Origin of the sequence: Streptomyces sp. TLI_105, assembly GCF_900105415.1 — a bacterium.
In the GTDB taxonomy this organism is placed as follows: Bacteria; Actinomycetota; Actinomycetes; order Streptomycetales; family Streptomycetaceae; genus Streptomyces.
In genome coordinates this window covers 2,805,670-2,819,806 of sequence record NZ_FNSM01000001.1, presented here as the reverse complement: position 1 = coordinate 2,819,806, position 14,137 = coordinate 2,805,670, and the positions used below count along the sequence as shown (strand labels likewise).

Below are 14,137 nucleotides of genomic sequence, written 5' to 3'. Positions count from 1 at the left end.
GGGGATCACTCCTCGACGAGGAGCTTCTCCCGCAGCTGGGCGAGCGTCCGGGCGAGCAGCCGGGAGACGTGCATCTGCGAGATGCCCACCTCCTGCGCGATCTGCGACTGGGTCATGTTCCCGAAGAAACGAAGCAGCAGGATCCGCTTCTCCCGTGGCGGCAGGTCCTCCAGGAGCGGCTTGAGCGACTCCCGGTACTCGACCCCCTCCAGGGCCTCGTCCTCCGCACCCAGCGTGTCCGCCACCGCCGGCGACTCGTCGTCCGTGTCCGGGACGTCCAGGGAGAGCGTCGAGTAGGCGTTGGCCGACTCCAGCCCCTCCAGGACCTCCTCCTCGGAGATCCCGAGCCGCTCCGCCAGCTCGTGCACCGTAGGCGAGCGGCCGTGCTGCTGCGAGAGCTCCGCCGTCGCCGTGGTCAGCGAGAGCCGCAGCTCCTGGAGCCGGCGCGGCACCCGGACCGCCCACCCCTTGTCACGGAAGTGGCGCTTGATCTCGCCGACCACCGTCGGCGTCGCGTACGTGGAGAACTCCACCCCGCGCTCCGGGTCGAACCGGTCGACCGACTTGATCAGGCCGATCGTCGCCACCTGCGTCAGGTCGTCCAGCGGCTCGCCGCGGTTGCGGAAGCGCCGGGCCAGGTGCTCCACCAGCGGCAGGTGCATGCGCACCAGCCGGTTGCGCAGCTCCGCCTTCTCCGGGGACCCCTCGGGCAGCTCGCGCAGCCGGACGAAGAGGGCGCGGGCGCCGCTCCGGTCGTGCGGGTCCGGGACGGCGTGGGCGTCCGGCCCCTCGTCGTCCTCGTCGCCGTCCTCGGTCTTCTCCGCCGCCGAAGCCGCCCCGACCGCCCCGACCGCCCCGGCCCCGTCGGGGGCCGGCGTCCCGGGACGCGCGGGGGCCTCGGAGACCCCCGGTGTCTCGGGAACCTCGGGGTGCTGCTCGTGCTCGCTCATCTGGTCCGCCTGCTCCGTAGCGACCCTGTTCGGCCGCGCCTGCTGCTCAGGGATGCCGGCCGTCGCGTCCCCGCTCCTCACGCCGGGCCTGGCCCCGCGCCGCGCTGTTTGTACAGGCTGATCGAGACCGTACGGTCATCGGCCACCGACGACTCCACCTTCCCGGCCAGCGCCGACAGCACGGTCCACGCGAAGGTGTCCCGCTCGGGCGCCCTGCCGTCCGTCGTCGGGGCGGAGACCGTCACGTCGAGCGAGTCGTCGATCAGCCGGAAGACGCAGCTGAGGACGGATCCCGGCACGGCCTGCTGGAGCAGGATGGCGCAGGCCTCGTCGACCGCGATCCGCAAGTCCTCGATCTCGTCGAGGGTGAAGTCCAAGCGCGCCGCGAGGCCGGCCGTGGCCGTACGCAGCACGGACAGATAGGCACCCGCAGCGGGCAGCCGGACTTCCACGAAGTCCTGGGTCCCGGGCTCGCCTGCGATCTGGGACACCCTCACCTCCAAGGTGGCACAAGCTCATTCGGGGTCCGGGGGGAGAGGCCCCGGACCGGGCGGTACGCAGGGAGCCTGCGCGGTCCGCCGTGACGCTATCGCGATCCATCCTGCCGTGTCGCCGTGAGCCCTGGAGACCAACGGTTTCCTCGCCCCCGCACCGGCAGCCGCGGAGAATCCGCGGAGGGGTGACGTACCCAGCGTCCGGGCGATCGAACCGTCCGTGACCGCACCGGCCGCGAGGCGGCGCTCCGGCCGTCAGACGATCGAACCGTCGACGAAGCACCAGCGCCAGGACTCGCCCGGCTCGAAGGTCCGCATCACCGGATGCCCCGTCGAGGAGAAGTGCCCCGTCGCGTGCCTCCCCGCCGAGGAGTCGCAGCAGCCCACGTGCCCGCAGCTCAGACAGAGCCGCAGCTGGACCGGATGCGTGCCGTCCGCCAGGCACTCGGGACAGGTGTCGGCCAGCGGCGCCGGTTCGGGGCGCGGCATTTCGGCCAGGTGAGGGCACTCGCTCATGATGGCCAGGTTACGTTGCGGCAGGGGAACGGGGTCGGACATGGACGCACTACAGCTGGTGGCACTGGTGGCGGCGAGCGCCGCCGTGGCCGGGTTCGCCCGCAGGTCCCCGGTGCCCGCCCCGCTGCTGCTCGTCGCGGTCGGCCTCGCCGCCTCGTACGTCCCGGGGGTCCCCGACTACACCCTCGACCCGCACATCGTGCTCCCGGTGATCCTGCCCCCGCTCCTCTACACGGCCGCCGTCGAATCCTCGTACCTCGACCTGCGGGCCAACATCCGGCCCGTCGCGCTGCTCTCCGTCGGGTACGTCCTCTTCGCCACCGTGGCCGTGGGCTGGCTCGCCTACATCCTCGTGCCCGACCTGCCGCTCACCGCCGCCCTGGTGCTCGGCGCCGTGATCGCCCCGCCGGACGCGGTCGCCGCCACCGCCATCGCCCGCAGGCTCGGCCTGCCGAACCGGATCACCACGATCCTCCAGGGCGAGTCCCTCGTGAACGACGCCACCGCGATCACCGCGTACAAGGTCGCCCTCGCGGCCGCCGTCGGCGAGGGCGTCAGCTGGGCCGGCGGCTTCGGGGAGTTCGCGCTCGCGGCGATCGGCGGCATCGGCGTCGGTCTGGTCCTGATGGTCCCGATCCACTGGCTCCGCACGCATCTGCGCGAGGCCCTCCTCCAGAACACCCTGTCCCTGCTCATCCCGTTCATCGCGTACGCCGCCGCCGAGGAGGTCGGCGCCTCCGGCGTGCTCGCGGTCGTCGTGGTCGGCCTCTTCCTCGGCCACAAGGCCTGGAAGGTCGACTTCGCGACCCGGCTCCAGGAGGAGGCCGTCTGGAAGATGGTCGCCTTCGTCCTGGAGTCCTCCGTCTTCGCCCTGATCGGCCTCCAGCTGCCGTACGTCGTCGAGGGACTCGGCCGGTACGGCATCGGGGAGGCGGCCTGGTACGCGGCCGGGGTCTTCGTCGCCGTGGTCGTCGTCCGGTTCGTCTGGGTCTACCCGGCGACCTTCCTGCCCCGCTGGATCTCCTCGGGCATCCGGGAGCGGGAGCCCGAGGTGGACTGGCGGGCACCGCTCGTCGTCGGCTGGGCCGGCATGCGCGGCGTGGTCTCCCTGGCCATCGCCTTCTCCATCCCCGTCGTCACCGACGGGGTGGACTTCCCGGCCCGGAACCTCGTCCTCTTCCTCACCTTCACCACCGTGATCGGCACCCTCGTGGTGCAGGGCCTCACCCTGCCGCCCCTGATCCGGCTCCTGAAGCTCCCCGGACGCGACCGGTACGCCGAGACCCTGGCCGAGGCGCAGGCCCAGAGCGAGGCCTCGCGGGCCGCCGAGGAACGCCTCGACGCGCTCCTCGCCGACGAGCGCAACGCCCTGCCGAAGCCCCTCGCCGACCGGCTGCGCACGGTCCTGGAGCGTCGCCGCAACGCCGTGTGGGAACGCCTCGGCGCGGTCAACGAGATCACGGGGGAGACCGCGGACGACACCTACCGGCGCCTCTCGCGCGAGGTGATCGACGCCGAGCGCGAGGTCTTCGTCCAGCTGCGCGACGCCCGCCGGATCGACGACGAGATGATGCGCACCCTGCTCCGCCGCCTGGACCTGGAGGAGGCGGCGGCCTACCGGGAGATGGACGACTAAGGGGTGTCCCGGGGCCTGTCCTCCGACGCCTTGGCGCCCCTCGACGTGGCCTCCGGCGCCCCGGCCTCCCGCGGTCCGTCCTCCGGCGCCCCGGCATCTCGTGCCCCGTCCTCCGGCGCCCCCGTGATCACCGCCGCGAGCCGGGTGCCCGCCGGGAAGGCGCCCTCCTCCGCGAGGGCCGTCAGGCCGTACAGCATTTTGGCGACATACAGCCGCTCGATGGCGAGTCCATGCCGATCCTCGAAGTTCTGTGCGAACGCCTCCAGAGCGGGGGACACGCGCGCGTAGCCCCCGCAGTGGAAACGCTCGTCCAGGCTCCACTCCCCGCGCGGCCCGCCGAAGGCCGCCTCCTGGAGGGCGCGCACCTCCCGGCCGAGGAAGCCGCCCTTGAGGACCGGGACGCCCAGCGCCCGCTGCCCCGGGGAGAGCCCGGCCGCGAGCCCCGCCAGGGTGCCGCCCGTGCCGCAGGCGACCGCGACCGTGTCAGCCGCGCCGACGAGCTCACGGCCCAGCTCCACGCACCCGTGGACGGCGAGCGCGTTGCTGCCGCCCTCCGGGACCACGTACGCGCCCGCGGGGGCCCGCTCCAGGAGCGCCGCGAGCGTGGCCGGGTCGTTCTTCGCGCGGTACGTGGCCCGGTCCACGAACTCCAGCCGCATCCCGTCCGCCGCGCACCGCGCGAGCGAGGGGTTGAGCGGCCGCCCCGCCAGCTCGTCGCCGCGGACCACCCCGACCGTCGGGAAGCCGAGCAGCCGGCCGGCGGCGGCCGTCGCCCGCAGGTGGTTGGAGTACGCGCCGCCGAACGTGAGCACGGGCCGCCCGGCCGCCTCGCGCAGGTTGAGCGCGAGCTTGCGCCACTTGTTGCCCGGCAGGTCGGGATGGATGAGGTCCTCGCGCTTCAGCAGCAGCGTGAGACCGCGCCGGGCGAAGCGCTCGTCCTCCACCGGCTCCAGGGGCGAGGGGAGGCGGGGCCGCAGACGGGACAGGTCGAGCACGTTCACCCGGCCATTCTCGCCGCCCCTCGGCGGGTGTCCCGCCGATCAGGCCTCGCGAGCCCGCCCGATCGGCAAGACGCCTCCGAGGGGGTCAGCGCAGCAGGTCGGCGATCCGCTCCCGCATCGACGCCATCGTGAACCCGCGCGGGTCCACCTTGCCCGGCTGCCACTCCCGGTGCCCGATGACCGAGCGGTGCGTCCAGCCGTGCGCCCGGCAGACGGCGGCCGCCGCCTTCGCGATGGCCTCCAGCTGGACCTTCGGCCACGGGTCCTCGCCGTCGCCGAGGTTCTCGCACTCGAAGCCGTAGAAGTGCCGGTTGCCGTCCGTGGTGGCCTCGTCGTCCGGCGGCAGCCGCCGCTCGGCGATGACCGCCCGGAGGACCTCGTCGTCGCCGAGCCCCGCGTGGTTGGCGCGCCCGTAGCCGACGAGGTGGACCGTGCCGTCCTTGGCGATCACGCCGTGGCAGAGGGGCCCCGGGAGGGACTCGTAACCGTCCCGGCAGATCCGGACGGTGTGGGCGGTGCCGCGGGTCACGGTGTGGTGGATCATCACGCCGTGCACCGGGCCCCAGGGGCCCTTGTGGTTGCGGTTGTGGGTGGACCAGTCGCCGACCTGGACGACCGCGAGGCCCTCGTCGCGCAGCGCGCCGAGGAACCTGTTCGCGGACATGGGTGAGGCCATGACCGACTCCTTCCGGAGGACGGGGTGAGCTTCCGGAGTACCGGAGTCCGCCACTCCGCTGCCATCCGTTCGGACCGTGTGCGAGTCGATCCGGACAGAACGTCAGGGGACGGGTGGGGCTGAGCTGTTCGGATGGAAATCGCGTGACATGCCCCGAAGATCACCGAACAGTCCCACCCGAATGTGTAATGGCGCCGACACGCTCCGTGCTGAAAGGCTTCTCTCGCAACTCAGTCATACGAGAGGGAGTTCCATGTCCGTTGGTTCGGTTGGCGACGAGGTCCGCGCGGAGCAGCAGGCCCCGCAGCAGAGTCTCGGCACCGCCGCCGCGCGGAACCTCGCCACGACCACCAAATCGGCCCCGCAGATGCAGGAGATCACCTCCCGGTGGCTGCTGCGGACGCTGCCGTGGGTCCAGGTGCAGGGCGGCACGTACCGGGTGAACCGGAGGCTCAGCTACTCCGTGGGTGACGGCCGCGTCACCTTCGTCCAGACCGGAGAGCGCGTCGCGGTGATCCCCGCCGAACTCGGCGAACTCCCCGCACTGCGAGGCTACGAGGACGAGGCCGCGCTGACCGAGCTCGCGGCCCGCTGCACCCAGCGGGAGTACGCGGCGGGCGAGACCATCGCCGTGGCGGGCGCCCCCACCGACCGGGTGTACCTCCTCGCGCACGGTCGCATCGAGCAGATCGGCGAGGGGCCCTACGGCGACGAGGCCGTGCTCGGCGTCCTCGCCGACGGCGCCTACCTCGGCGAGGACGCCCTGCTCCAGGAGGACGCCACCTGGGACTGGACCGCCAGGGCCGCCACCGCCTGCACGGTCCTGGAGCTCACCCGGGACGACGTGCGGAACCTCGCGGAGCGCGCCGGCTCGCTCGCCGCCCACCTCGCGGGCGTGGCCTCCGCCCCCGACCGGAGCACCAACACCTACGGCGAGGCCGCGATCGACCTCTCCGCCGGCCACGTCGGCGAGGCGGTCGTCCCGCACACCTACGTCGACTACGACGCCTCGCCCCGTGAGTACGAGCTGAGCGTCGCCCAGACCGTGCTGAAGGTCCACAGCCGCGTCGCCGACCTCTACAACCAGCCGATGAACCAGACCGAGCAGCAGTTGCGGCTCACGGTCGAGGCGCTCCGCGAGCGCCAGGAGCACGAGCTCGTCAACAACAAGGAGTTCGGCCTCCTCTCCAACTGCGACTACGGGCAGCGGCTCCAGCCGCACGACGGCGTCCCCAGCCCGGACGACATGGACGAGCTGCTCTCCCGCCGCCGGGGCTCCAAGATGTTCCTCGCCCACCCCCGCGCCATCGCCGCCTTCGGCCGCGAGCTCAACAAGCGCGGACTCGTGCCCGAGACGATCGAGATCGCGGGCAACCGCATCCCGACCTGGCGCGGTGTGCCGATCTACCCGTGCAACAAGATCCCGGTCTCGGACGCCCGGACCACCTCGATCATCTGCATGCGTACCGGCGAGGCCGACCAGGGCGTCATCGGTCTGCACCAGACCGGCCTCCCCGACGAGATCGAGCCCAGCCTCTCCGTCCGCTTCATGGGCATCGACGAGCAGGCGATCATCTCCTACCTGGTCACGGCCTACTACTCGGCGGCGATCCTCGTCCCGGACGCCCTCGGCGTCCTGGAGAACGTCGAGGTCAGCCGCTGGCGTTGAGCCGGCGGCTCCCGGGGGCGGGGGCCGAACCCGCCCGCCCCCGGGAGCGCCCGGCCCGGCACGGCGAAGAACCGTCGTGAGGGAACGCCGTGAAGGATGCGAAGGAAAAGACCGTGACCATGACCAGCGCGGATGCCGTCGCCGACGGTCAGGGGGCCGTGACGCTCCTCGACCGGACGCGCACCGCCGTCCATCCCCAACTGCGCTCGACCGTCGAGTCCCTGCCCGGCTCCATACGGCGGGTGGCGATGTACCACTTCGGCTGGGAGCGCGCCGACGGCACCCCGGACGCGGGACAGCCGGGCAAGGCGATCCGGCCCGCCCTGGTCCTCGCGGCGGCCCGTGCCCTCGGCGCCGACGAGACCCGGGCCGTGAAGGCCGCGGCGGCGGTGGAGCTCGCGCACAACTTCACCCTGCTCCACGACGACATCGTCGACGAGGACCCGACCCGCCGGCACCGGCCCACCGCCTGGACCGTCTTCGGCATCCCCGACGCCCTCATGGCCGGCGACGCGATGAGCGCGCTGGCCCTGCGGTTGCTCGCCGAGGATCCGCACCCGGCCTCCGCGGCGGCCTCCGCGCGCCTCGCCGCCTGCGTCATCGAGCTCTGCGCCGGCCAGCAGGCCGACTGCGCCTTCGAGCAGCGCGACCCGCGCGAGGTCTCCCTCGACGAGTGCCTGGCCATGGCCACGGCCAAGACCGGTGCCCTGCTCGGCTGTTCCTGCGCCCTCGGCGCGCTCTACGCGGGGGCGGGGGAGGAGGAGGTCGCGGCGATGGACGCCTTCGGCCGGGAGGCCGGTCTCGCCTTCCAGCTGATCGACGACCTCATCGGCATCTGGGGCGACCCGGACCGCACGGGCAAGCCGGCCGGCGCCGACCTCGTCGCCCACAAGAAGTCGCTCCCCGTGGTGGCGGCGCTCACCTCCGGCACCCCCGCCGGGGAGGAGCTGGCCGAGCTGTACTCCCGGCCCATCCTCGACGCGGCGGCGGTGCGGGCGGCGGCGGACGCCGTCGAGCGGGCCGGCGGGCGTGACTGGGCGCAGGCCCAGGCGGCCGAGCGCATGGGCCGCGCCGTCGAGCACCTGGCCCGGGCGGTGCCGGATCTGGCGGCGGCGGAGGACCTGCTCGCCCTCGCGGAGTTCGTCACGCGGCGCACGCGCTGACGGTCCGTCCTCACATGTCGGGGACGATCCGGGCGACCACGGTCTCGATCATGTCGTCCAGCTCCCGGTCACCGAGGAGGCCGGGGACGGTGAAGTGGTCGAGGAGCAGTCCGGTGAGGGCGTGGTAGAGCACCCGGACGGTGTCCGCGTCGCCCGGCATGCCGGAGTCGAGATGGAGCCGGATGTTCAGGTCGAGGTCGGCCCGGAGCACCTCGGTGAACCGCTTCTGCAGCTCGGGGCGGCGCGCGGCCTCCAGGCGCAGCTCGAAGAGGCCCAGATAGCAGGTGCGCTCGGCGGTCATGCGCCGGGCGAGCCAGCGCATCAGCTCGACGACCAGCTCACGGCTGGGCGCCGGCAGCAGGGCGGCGTCGATGGCGCCGGGCTCCGGGGTGAGTCGTACGAAGATCCGGTCGGCGACCTGGGAGAGCAGCTGGTCCCGGTCGCTGAAGTAGTTGGACGAGGTGCCGGTGGGGACGCCCGCCCGGGCGTCGACCGCCCGGAAGGTCAGCCCGCGGGCACCTTCGTCGGCCAGGACCTCGATCGCGGCGTCGAGCAGTGCCGTACGGCGTTCCGGGTTTCTCGCCACGTCGGCCTCCTTCTGGAAAAGTCTTGCGCAACCACTACAGATGAAGCACTATAACTGTCGTGGTTGCGACTGCAGCCGCTTCCCGAGACGAAGAGGGCCGGTTTGCGCAAGCTCACCTACTACATCGCCTGCACCATCGACGGCTTCATCGGCGACCCCGAGGGCGATGCCACCTCCATGTTCAGGTACTCGGAAGGGCCGTACATGGCCTGGATGGGCACCGAATACCCGGAGACCATTCCGACGCAGGGCCGGGAGATGCTCGGCGTCGACGGCGAGAACAAGCACTTCGACACCGTCATCCAGGGACTCGGCTCGTACCGGCTCGCCCTCGACATCGGCGTCACCAGCCCGTACAACCACCTGCGCGAGTTCGTCGCCACCCGCTCGCTCGCCGAGTCGCCCCACCCGAACGTCGAGCTGATCGCCGACGACCTCGTCGGCCGCGTCCGCGAGCTCAAGGCCGAGGACGGCCCCCTGGGCATCTGGCTCTGCGGCGGCTCCACCCTCGCGGGCGAGCTCATCGAGGAGATCGACGAGCTGGTCATCAAGACGTACCCGCAGGTCTACGGCACCGGCATGCCGATGTTCGGCGCCGGCTTCGAACCCCGGGACTTCGACCTCGCCGACGTCCGCGCCTTCGAGAACGGCGTGCTCGTCCGTACGTACACCAGGAAGCGGTAGCGGCGGCGGGCGGCGTCGCGCGGGGCGTCCTACCCTGGATGCATGGGTGAGGAGACGCCTCGCACGACGCGGGGCCCCCTGGCCGAGCACCACTGCCCGGCCTGCGGCGGACCGCTCGCCACGGTGGCCACCCGGCACAAGGTCCTCGGGGCCTGGGTGCCGGAGTGGGAGGTGCAGCCCTGCCGCAACCCCGACTGCCCGCTCTACGAGGGGGCGGAAGCCGCTACCACGCACGTGACCGGCAAGAACGGCGAGATCGGGAGAAGTCCGGCCCCCGGGTGACCGGACGCGCGGCGAAGCCCGTCGTACGGCTACAGTCCGCGCATGTCATCGGAGTCGACAGAAGTCTGGACCGGCTGGTACCGGGACCGCAGCGGCGCGGAAGCGATCGTCATCACGGCCGACGGGCGGCGCGTCACCACCCGGATCAGGGGTATCGAGTACACGGGCGAGGGCTTCGCCGCGCTCGGCGCCGCCGACGAGGGCGGGCAGGCCCTCACGGGCTGCGTCCTGGAGTGGGACCTGCCGCTCCCCGTCGTCGTGGACGGCGCCGCCCAGCAGGCCACACTGGCCTGCCTGCTGACGCTCGGCGAGCGCGCCGACCTCAGCCTGACGCTCCACTACGGCGGCGCCGCCTTCGAGGCGTGCGTCGCGGGGGGCGACTTCGAGGAAGCCCTCGAGCGGGTACGGCGCCAGCTGCCACCCGGCGCGGACTTCGGCCGCAGGCTCCTCCAGGCGGCCTGAGACCGGGAGGGCGGCGCCCCGGGGAGGGGGCGCCGCCGTACCCGCGCGACTCCGGTCAGCCCTTGAACGCGGAGGCGAGACCGTAACGCCACAGCTGGTCGACGCGGGAGCGCTCCTGCGCGTTCGGCTGGGCGTTCTGGCAGGACGTGCCGGGGCCGCCGCCCGACATCAACTCGCTGCACGGGCCGCTGTAGTGGTCCGGCAGCCCGAGGACGTGCCCGGTCTCGTGGGCGGTGACCCGGGTCGAGTTGTACTGCTGGTTCTGCCGGTAGTCGAGGAAGATGTAGCCGCTGCCGTGGCCGTCGGTGCTGGCGTACGAGCCGCGGGAGTCGTTGCCCTCGTAGTAGGCGAAGTCCGGGTTGCTGCCCTCGACGAGCCGGACGTTCACCACCGAGCTGTTCCATATCTGGGCGGAGCGGGCGATCTGGGTGCGGAAGGTCGGCGCGTTGGCGGTGCTGTAGACGACGGTGACGGCGGTCGCGCCGGGGGTGGCGGCCCGCTTCTTCGCCACCGACTTCACGACGGCGTCGAAGAAGGCCTGGTTGGCCTTGGCCTCCTCGGCCGAACCGGCGTACGCCACGGCGGCGTTGCCGGTGGTGCCGAGGGTGCCGGTGGTGCCCGTGCCGACCGCTGCCGCCGGGGCCGTGCCGAGGGAAGCGGCGAGACCGAGACCGAGGGCGGCGGTCAGCACGGAGGTGAGGACCTTGGGGTGGCGCATGGGGGGCTCCTCCTGTTGGTGTCGGGGAGAGTCTCGGGGGAGCCGACCCGTCCGGGGATGATGCCAACCACCGATAGCTCCACCGCATCATGGAGGTGATCTGCGGCAACTCCCTTGAAATAAAAGGAGATTGAAGCTTCGCGGGCGTCTGGTGTGACTCGGGGAGCCGCCCTACCCTCGGGGCATGGAGCTGGAGGTGAGACATCTGCGCGCGCTCTGCGCCATCGCGGACACGGGCAGCCTGCACAAGGCCGCCCGGCAACTGGGCATGAGCCAGCCCTCGTTGACCACCCAGCTGCGCCGGATCGAGAACTCCCTCGGCGCCGAACTCTTCTCCCGCGGCCGCACCGGCTGCCACCCCACCCCCCTCGGCCGCTCCCTGCTCAGCAGGGCCCGCCCCCTGGTCGCCGACATGGCCGCGCTCGTCACCGAGACCCGGGCCGCCGTCGCCCGTGCCGACGGACCCGGACTCCGCGTCGGCTCCACTGCCAGCCGGGCGCTCCCGGGCTGGCTGCGCCGGCTCCGGCAGCGGCTGCCCGACACGGACGTCGGCCTCCGGGTGGACGTCTCCGCCAACGCGCTGCTGCGCACGGTCGCCGCCGGGCAGCTCGACGTGGCCTTCGTGCACGAGGTGGAGGGCTGCCCGCTGCGGGTCCCCGAGGGCCTCACGGGCCGGGTCCTGGTCGCCCGCGAACCGCAGTTCATCTCCATGGCCCACGACCACCCGGCCGCGGCCGGAACCGTCGTGGACCTCGCCGACCTCGCCGCCGACCACTGGATGGTCGACCCGACCGTCGACGGCGAATGGGACGGCCTCCGACGGGTCCTCGGCGCCGCCGGCATCGACCCGCCCCTGCTGCACGGCGACTACCACACGGCCGCCTCGCTCATCGTCCTCGGCGAGGCCGTCGCCCCCTGCCAGCCCACCTCGGTCCCGCGCGAGGACATGGCCGTCCGCCCCCTGCGCGGCGACCCGTTGGGCGTCCGGCTCCTGCTGTACGCGCGCCCGGACGCGCCCCTGGACGTGCTGTACGCCGAACTCGCGGCGGCCTACCGGGAGGTGGCCCTGCGGGCGGCCCCGTACCGCGAGTGGCTCCGCCGCCAGGGCGCGACGGCCACGCTGTCGGTGGGACCGTGCATGATGGCCGTATGAGCGAACGCGAAGAAGCCCCCGGCGCGGCAGAGGTCCGCCGAGCACGCCCGGAGGACCTGCCGCGGGTCGTCGAACTGATCACCGAACACGCCGTGTACGAGAAGGCCGCGCCCCCGGCCCCCGGCCTGGCGGACCGCCTCGCCGCCCTCCTCTTCGGCCCCGAGCACCCCCGCCTCCGTTGCTTCGTCGCCGCCCTCCCCGACGGCACCCTCGCGGGCTACGCCACCTGCGCCCCGGAGCTCTCCACCTGGGACGGCACGGAGTACCTCCACATGGACTGCCTCTACCTCACCGAGCCCTCCCGCGGCCACGGCCTGGGCCCTCTCCTGATCACCGCACTCCGCACGGAGGCCCGCGCCCTCGGCCTCCCGGAACTCCAGTGGCAGACCCCCACCTGGAACGAGAACGCGATCCGCTTCTACGACCGCCTGGGCGCCACCTCGAAGGAGAAGCGCCGCTACACCCTGCGGGCGGAGGCGTAGGGGCCCCGAGCCCCCGGCCGCCTCCCCTTGCGCCTCCCCAACGCCCGGAGGGGTACGACCGCCGAGCGGTCGTACCCCTCCGGGTGGGAATCAGAAGGTCAGGCCTTCTTGGTCTCCCAGAAGATGCGGTCGATCTCGGCGATGAGCTCCAGCGCCTTCTCGCCCGTCTTCGGGTCCGTCGACGCCTTGGCGGCCGAGAGGGCCTTCAGGGTGTCGTTGACCAGCTGGTTGAGCTCGGGGTACTTCTCGAAGTGCGGGGCCTTGAAGTAGTCGCTCCAGAGCACCGAGACGTGGTGCTTGGCGAGCTCGGCGCGCTGCTCCTTGATGACCGTGGCGCGCGCGCGGAAGTGCGGGTCGTCGTTGGCCAGGTACTTCTCCTGGACAGCCTTGACGGACTCGGCCTCGATGCGGGCCTGGGCCGGGTCGTACACGCCGCACGGGAGGTCGCAGTGGGCGCTGACCTTCACCTTGGGGGCAAACAGGCGGGAGAGCATTGAGCCGTCCTTCCTCGTGATCGTCTTCTCAGGTGGGACATTACTCGGTGAGAAGGGCGTTTTCGCGGGCGCCCCCTGGGGCTTAGGTCAAAAGTCCAGGGTCACCATGGGACTCGTGTACGAGTGGACGAGGCTAGGCAGGCGTGGGCCGGGAGGTGCCGGATGAGGGAATCGGGGCGGGAGAGGGTGGCCGAGGCCGGTGCGCCGTTCGGGATCGCCGAGGTGACGGGGGTCTCGATGGTGCCCACGCTGCTGCACGGCGATCAGCTGCTCGTGCAGTACGGGGGGCGGCTGCGGGCCGGGTGTGTGGCCGTGCTGCGGCATCCGCTCCAGCAGGATCTGCTCATCGTGAAGCGGCTGATCGAGCGACGTGACGGCGGCTGGTGGGTGCTCGGTGACAACCCGGACGCCGAGGGGGACAGCCGGGTCTTCGGGGCCGTACCGCCCGAGCTGGTTCTCGGGCGGGTGTGGGCGCGGTACCGGCCGGTGACGCCGGGGCGTCAGCGTTCGCCGGGCGTGACGCTCTCCTGGCTGGTGTCCTCGGTGAGGCCCGTGCGCTCGGCCTCCAGGCGTTTGCGGGCCCGATAGGCGGCCACGTTGGCGCGGGTCGCGCAGCGGTCCGAGCAGTAGCGGCGGGAGCGGTTGGTGGAGGTGTCCAGGTAGGCGTTGCGGCAGGGCGGCGCCTGGCAGAGGCCGAGCCGGTCCGCGCCGAACTCCGTCAGGTGGAAGGCGAGGCCCATCGCCGAGATCGCGGCGTAGCCCGTGGTCGCGTTCGAGGAGTGGTCGGCGAGGTGCATGTGCCACCGGGGCCGGCCCTCCTCGTCGAGGGTGTCGTGGCCGGAGATCTGCGGGCTGACGGGGAACTCCAGGAGGAGGGAGTTCAGCAGGTCGACGGCACCCGTGTGGTCGCCCTCGTCCGCTGCCGCGAAGACCGCCCGCAGGCGCGCCCGCACCGTGCGGAAGCGCGGCAGGTCCGCCTCCGTGACCCGCCGGGCCATCTGGGTGGCGGGGCCGAAGAGGTTCCGCAGCACCTCGACGGAGGTCAGCGTGTCCTTGTTGCGGGCCGGCTCCTCGGTGTTGACCAGACGTACGGCGAAGTCCGAGTAATGGGCCAGTTCCACTTGTAGTCCTTACTTCGGCGGGCTAGTGTCTCGGTCGGAAGGGGTAACGC

Annotated in this window: 18 protein-coding genes; 9 read left to right on the top strand and 9 right to left on the bottom strand. The window is 72.4% G+C overall.

Annotated features, from left to right (window positions below):
* Positions 1-5: 5 nt before the first annotated feature.
* From BLW86_RS12680 to BLW86_RS12670, 3 genes are all read right to left on the bottom strand, one after another.
* Positions 6-1,031 (bottom strand): RNA polymerase sigma factor SigF, encoded by a 1,026-nt coding sequence (locus BLW86_RS12680; RefSeq protein ID WP_093874136.1) that lies wholly within the window; start codon positions 1,029-1,031, stop codon positions 6-8.
* Positions 1,028-1,441 (bottom strand): ATP-binding protein, encoded by a 414-nt coding sequence (locus BLW86_RS12675; RefSeq protein WP_030688746.1) that lies wholly within the window; start codon positions 1,439-1,441, stop codon positions 1,028-1,030. Before BLW86_RS12675 ends, BLW86_RS12680 begins: the two co-directional genes overlap by 4 nt.
* A gap of 258 nt (positions 1,442-1,699) precedes the next feature.
* Positions 1,700-1,960: a UBP-type zinc finger domain-containing protein gene (locus BLW86_RS12670; RefSeq protein ID WP_093878633.1), complete on the bottom strand. Its 261-nt coding sequence runs from the start codon at positions 1,958-1,960 to the stop codon at positions 1,700-1,702.
* 40 nt (positions 1,961-2,000) lie between these two features.
* Between BLW86_RS12670 and BLW86_RS12665 the strand changes: the two genes are divergently transcribed.
* Positions 2,001-3,596 carry a Na+/H+ antiporter gene (locus BLW86_RS12665; protein WP_093874135.1) on the top strand — a complete coding sequence of 532 codons (1,596 nt, stop codon included), beginning with the start codon at positions 2,001-2,003 and terminating at the stop codon, positions 3,594-3,596.
* Here BLW86_RS12665 and BLW86_RS12660 read toward each other — a convergent pair.
* Together BLW86_RS12660 and BLW86_RS12655 are read right to left on the bottom strand one after the other, a co-directional pair.
* On the bottom strand, positions 3,593-4,597 hold the full coding sequence (locus BLW86_RS12660; RefSeq protein WP_093874134.1) for a 1-aminocyclopropane-1-carboxylate deaminase/D-cysteine desulfhydrase: 1,005 nt from the start codon (positions 4,595-4,597) through the stop codon (positions 3,593-3,595). The genes BLW86_RS12665 and BLW86_RS12660 overlap by 4 nt on opposite strands.
* An 85-nt stretch (positions 4,598-4,682) precedes the next feature.
* On the bottom strand, positions 4,683-5,273 hold the full coding sequence (locus tag BLW86_RS12655) for an N-acetylmuramoyl-L-alanine amidase (protein WP_093874133.1): 591 nt from the start codon (positions 5,271-5,273) through the stop codon (positions 4,683-4,685).
* Between the two features lie 253 nt (positions 5,274-5,526).
* Between BLW86_RS12655 and BLW86_RS12650 the strand changes: the two genes are divergently transcribed.
* Positions 5,527-6,942 carry a family 2B encapsulin nanocompartment shell protein gene (locus tag BLW86_RS12650; protein ID WP_093874132.1) on the top strand — a complete coding sequence of 472 codons (1,416 nt, stop codon included), beginning with the start codon at positions 5,527-5,529 and terminating at the stop codon, positions 6,940-6,942.
* A 119-nt stretch (positions 6,943-7,061) separates the two neighbouring features.
* Positions 7,062-8,105, top strand: coding sequence for a family 2 encapsulin nanocompartment cargo protein polyprenyl transferase (locus BLW86_RS12645; protein ID WP_177181931.1), 1,044 nt, complete (start codon positions 7,062-7,064; stop codon positions 8,103-8,105).
* A 10-nt stretch (positions 8,106-8,115) separates the two neighbouring features.
* Here BLW86_RS12645 and BLW86_RS12640 read toward each other — a convergent pair whose 3' ends face one another.
* Positions 8,116-8,691, bottom strand: coding sequence for a TetR/AcrR family transcriptional regulator (locus BLW86_RS12640; RefSeq protein WP_093874130.1), 576 nt, complete (start codon positions 8,689-8,691; stop codon positions 8,116-8,118).
* A 102-nt stretch (positions 8,692-8,793) separates the two neighbouring features.
* Here BLW86_RS12640 and BLW86_RS12635 point away from each other — a divergent pair, with 102 nt between their 5' ends.
* Genes BLW86_RS12635 through BLW86_RS12625 form a run of 3 tightly spaced genes read left to right on the top strand, consistent with a single transcriptional unit; the run spans position 8,794 to position 10,119 of the window.
* A complete protein-coding gene (locus BLW86_RS12635) occupies positions 8,794-9,375 on the top strand; it encodes a dihydrofolate reductase family protein (RefSeq protein ID WP_093874129.1) in 582 nt (193 codons plus the stop codon).
* 42 nt (positions 9,376-9,417) lie between these two features.
* Entirely contained in the window at positions 9,418-9,657 is a 240-nt protein-coding gene (locus tag BLW86_RS12630; RefSeq protein ID WP_093874128.1) for a hypothetical protein, read from the top strand.
* A 42-nt stretch (positions 9,658-9,699) separates the two neighbouring features.
* Positions 9,700-10,119 carry a DUF6304 family protein gene (locus tag BLW86_RS12625; RefSeq protein ID WP_093874127.1) on the top strand — a complete coding sequence of 140 codons (420 nt, stop codon included), beginning with the start codon at positions 9,700-9,702 and terminating at the stop codon, positions 10,117-10,119.
* Between the two features lie 55 nt (positions 10,120-10,174).
* Here the strand turns inward: BLW86_RS12625 and snpA are convergent, their stop codons facing one another.
* On the bottom strand, positions 10,175-10,837 hold the full coding sequence (gene snpA, locus BLW86_RS12620) for a snapalysin (protein WP_093874126.1): 663 nt from the start codon (positions 10,835-10,837) through the stop codon (positions 10,175-10,177).
* A 184-nt stretch (positions 10,838-11,021) separates the two neighbouring features.
* On the opposite strand from snpA, the gene BLW86_RS12615 reads away from it, so the two are divergent.
* Together BLW86_RS12615 and BLW86_RS12610 are read left to right on the top strand one after the other, a co-directional pair.
* Positions 11,022-11,990, top strand: a complete 969-nt coding sequence (locus BLW86_RS12615; protein ID WP_177181638.1) for a LysR family transcriptional regulator — start codon at positions 11,022-11,024, stop codon at positions 11,988-11,990.
* Complete coding sequence (locus BLW86_RS12610) at positions 11,987-12,472, top strand: GNAT family N-acetyltransferase (protein ID WP_093874125.1); 486 nt, start codon at positions 11,987-11,989, stop codon at positions 12,470-12,472. Before BLW86_RS12615 ends, BLW86_RS12610 begins: the two co-directional genes overlap by 4 nt.
* Positions 12,473-12,570: 98 nt before the next feature.
* Here BLW86_RS12610 and sodN read toward each other — a convergent pair whose 3' ends face one another.
* Complete coding sequence (gene sodN / locus BLW86_RS12605) at positions 12,571-12,966, bottom strand: superoxide dismutase, Ni (protein WP_030688769.1); 396 nt, start codon at positions 12,964-12,966, stop codon at positions 12,571-12,573.
* A 162-nt stretch (positions 12,967-13,128) separates the two neighbouring features.
* On the opposite strand from sodN, the gene sodX reads away from it, so the two are divergent.
* Entirely contained in the window at positions 13,129-13,554 is a 426-nt protein-coding gene (gene sodX / locus BLW86_RS12600) for a nickel-type superoxide dismutase maturation protease (protein ID WP_093874124.1), read from the top strand.
* Here the strand turns inward: sodX and BLW86_RS12595 are convergent.
* Complete coding sequence (locus tag BLW86_RS12595; protein WP_093874123.1) at positions 13,467-14,087, bottom strand: CGNR zinc finger domain-containing protein; 621 nt, start codon at positions 14,085-14,087, stop codon at positions 13,467-13,469. The two genes, sodX and BLW86_RS12595, sit on opposite strands and share 88 nt — an antisense overlap.
* Positions 14,088-14,137 lie beyond the last annotated feature (50 nt).

What these genes read in the sequence shown, in the direction of transcription:
- BLW86_RS12670 (WP_093878633.1), bottom strand. Translation starts at nt 1,960, where the DNA reads ATGAGCGAGTGCCCTCACCTGGCCGAAATGCCGCGCCCCGAACCGGCG.
- BLW86_RS12665 (WP_093874135.1), top strand. Translation starts at nt 2,001, where the DNA reads ATGGACGCACTACAGCTGGTGGCACTGGTGGCGGCGAGCGCCGCCGTG.
- BLW86_RS12655 (WP_093874133.1), bottom strand. Translation starts at nt 5,273, where the DNA reads ATGGCCTCACCCATGTCCGCGAACAGGTTCCTCGGCGCGCTGCGCGAC.
- BLW86_RS12650 (WP_093874132.1), top strand. Translation starts at nt 5,527, where the DNA reads ATGTCCGTTGGTTCGGTTGGCGACGAGGTCCGCGCGGAGCAGCAGGCC.
- BLW86_RS12645 (WP_177181931.1), top strand. Translation starts at nt 7,062, where the DNA reads ATGACCAGCGCGGATGCCGTCGCCGACGGTCAGGGGGCCGTGACGCTC.
- BLW86_RS12630 (WP_093874128.1), top strand. Translation starts at nt 9,418, where the DNA reads ATGGGTGAGGAGACGCCTCGCACGACGCGGGGCCCCCTGGCCGAGCAC.
- BLW86_RS12625 (WP_093874127.1), top strand. Translation starts at nt 9,700, where the DNA reads ATGTCATCGGAGTCGACAGAAGTCTGGACCGGCTGGTACCGGGACCGC.
- snpA (WP_093874126.1), bottom strand. Translation starts at nt 10,837, where the DNA reads ATGCGCCACCCCAAGGTCCTCACCTCCGTGCTGACCGCCGCCCTCGGT.
- BLW86_RS12615 (WP_177181638.1), top strand. Translation starts at nt 11,022, where the DNA reads ATGGAGCTGGAGGTGAGACATCTGCGCGCGCTCTGCGCCATCGCGGAC.
- BLW86_RS12610 (WP_093874125.1), top strand. Translation starts at nt 11,987, where the DNA reads ATGAGCGAACGCGAAGAAGCCCCCGGCGCGGCAGAGGTCCGCCGAGCA.
- sodN (WP_030688769.1), bottom strand. Translation starts at nt 12,966, where the DNA reads ATGCTCTCCCGCCTGTTTGCCCCCAAGGTGAAGGTCAGCGCCCACTGC.
- sodX (WP_093874124.1), top strand. Translation starts at nt 13,129, where the DNA reads ATGAGGGAATCGGGGCGGGAGAGGGTGGCCGAGGCCGGTGCGCCGTTC.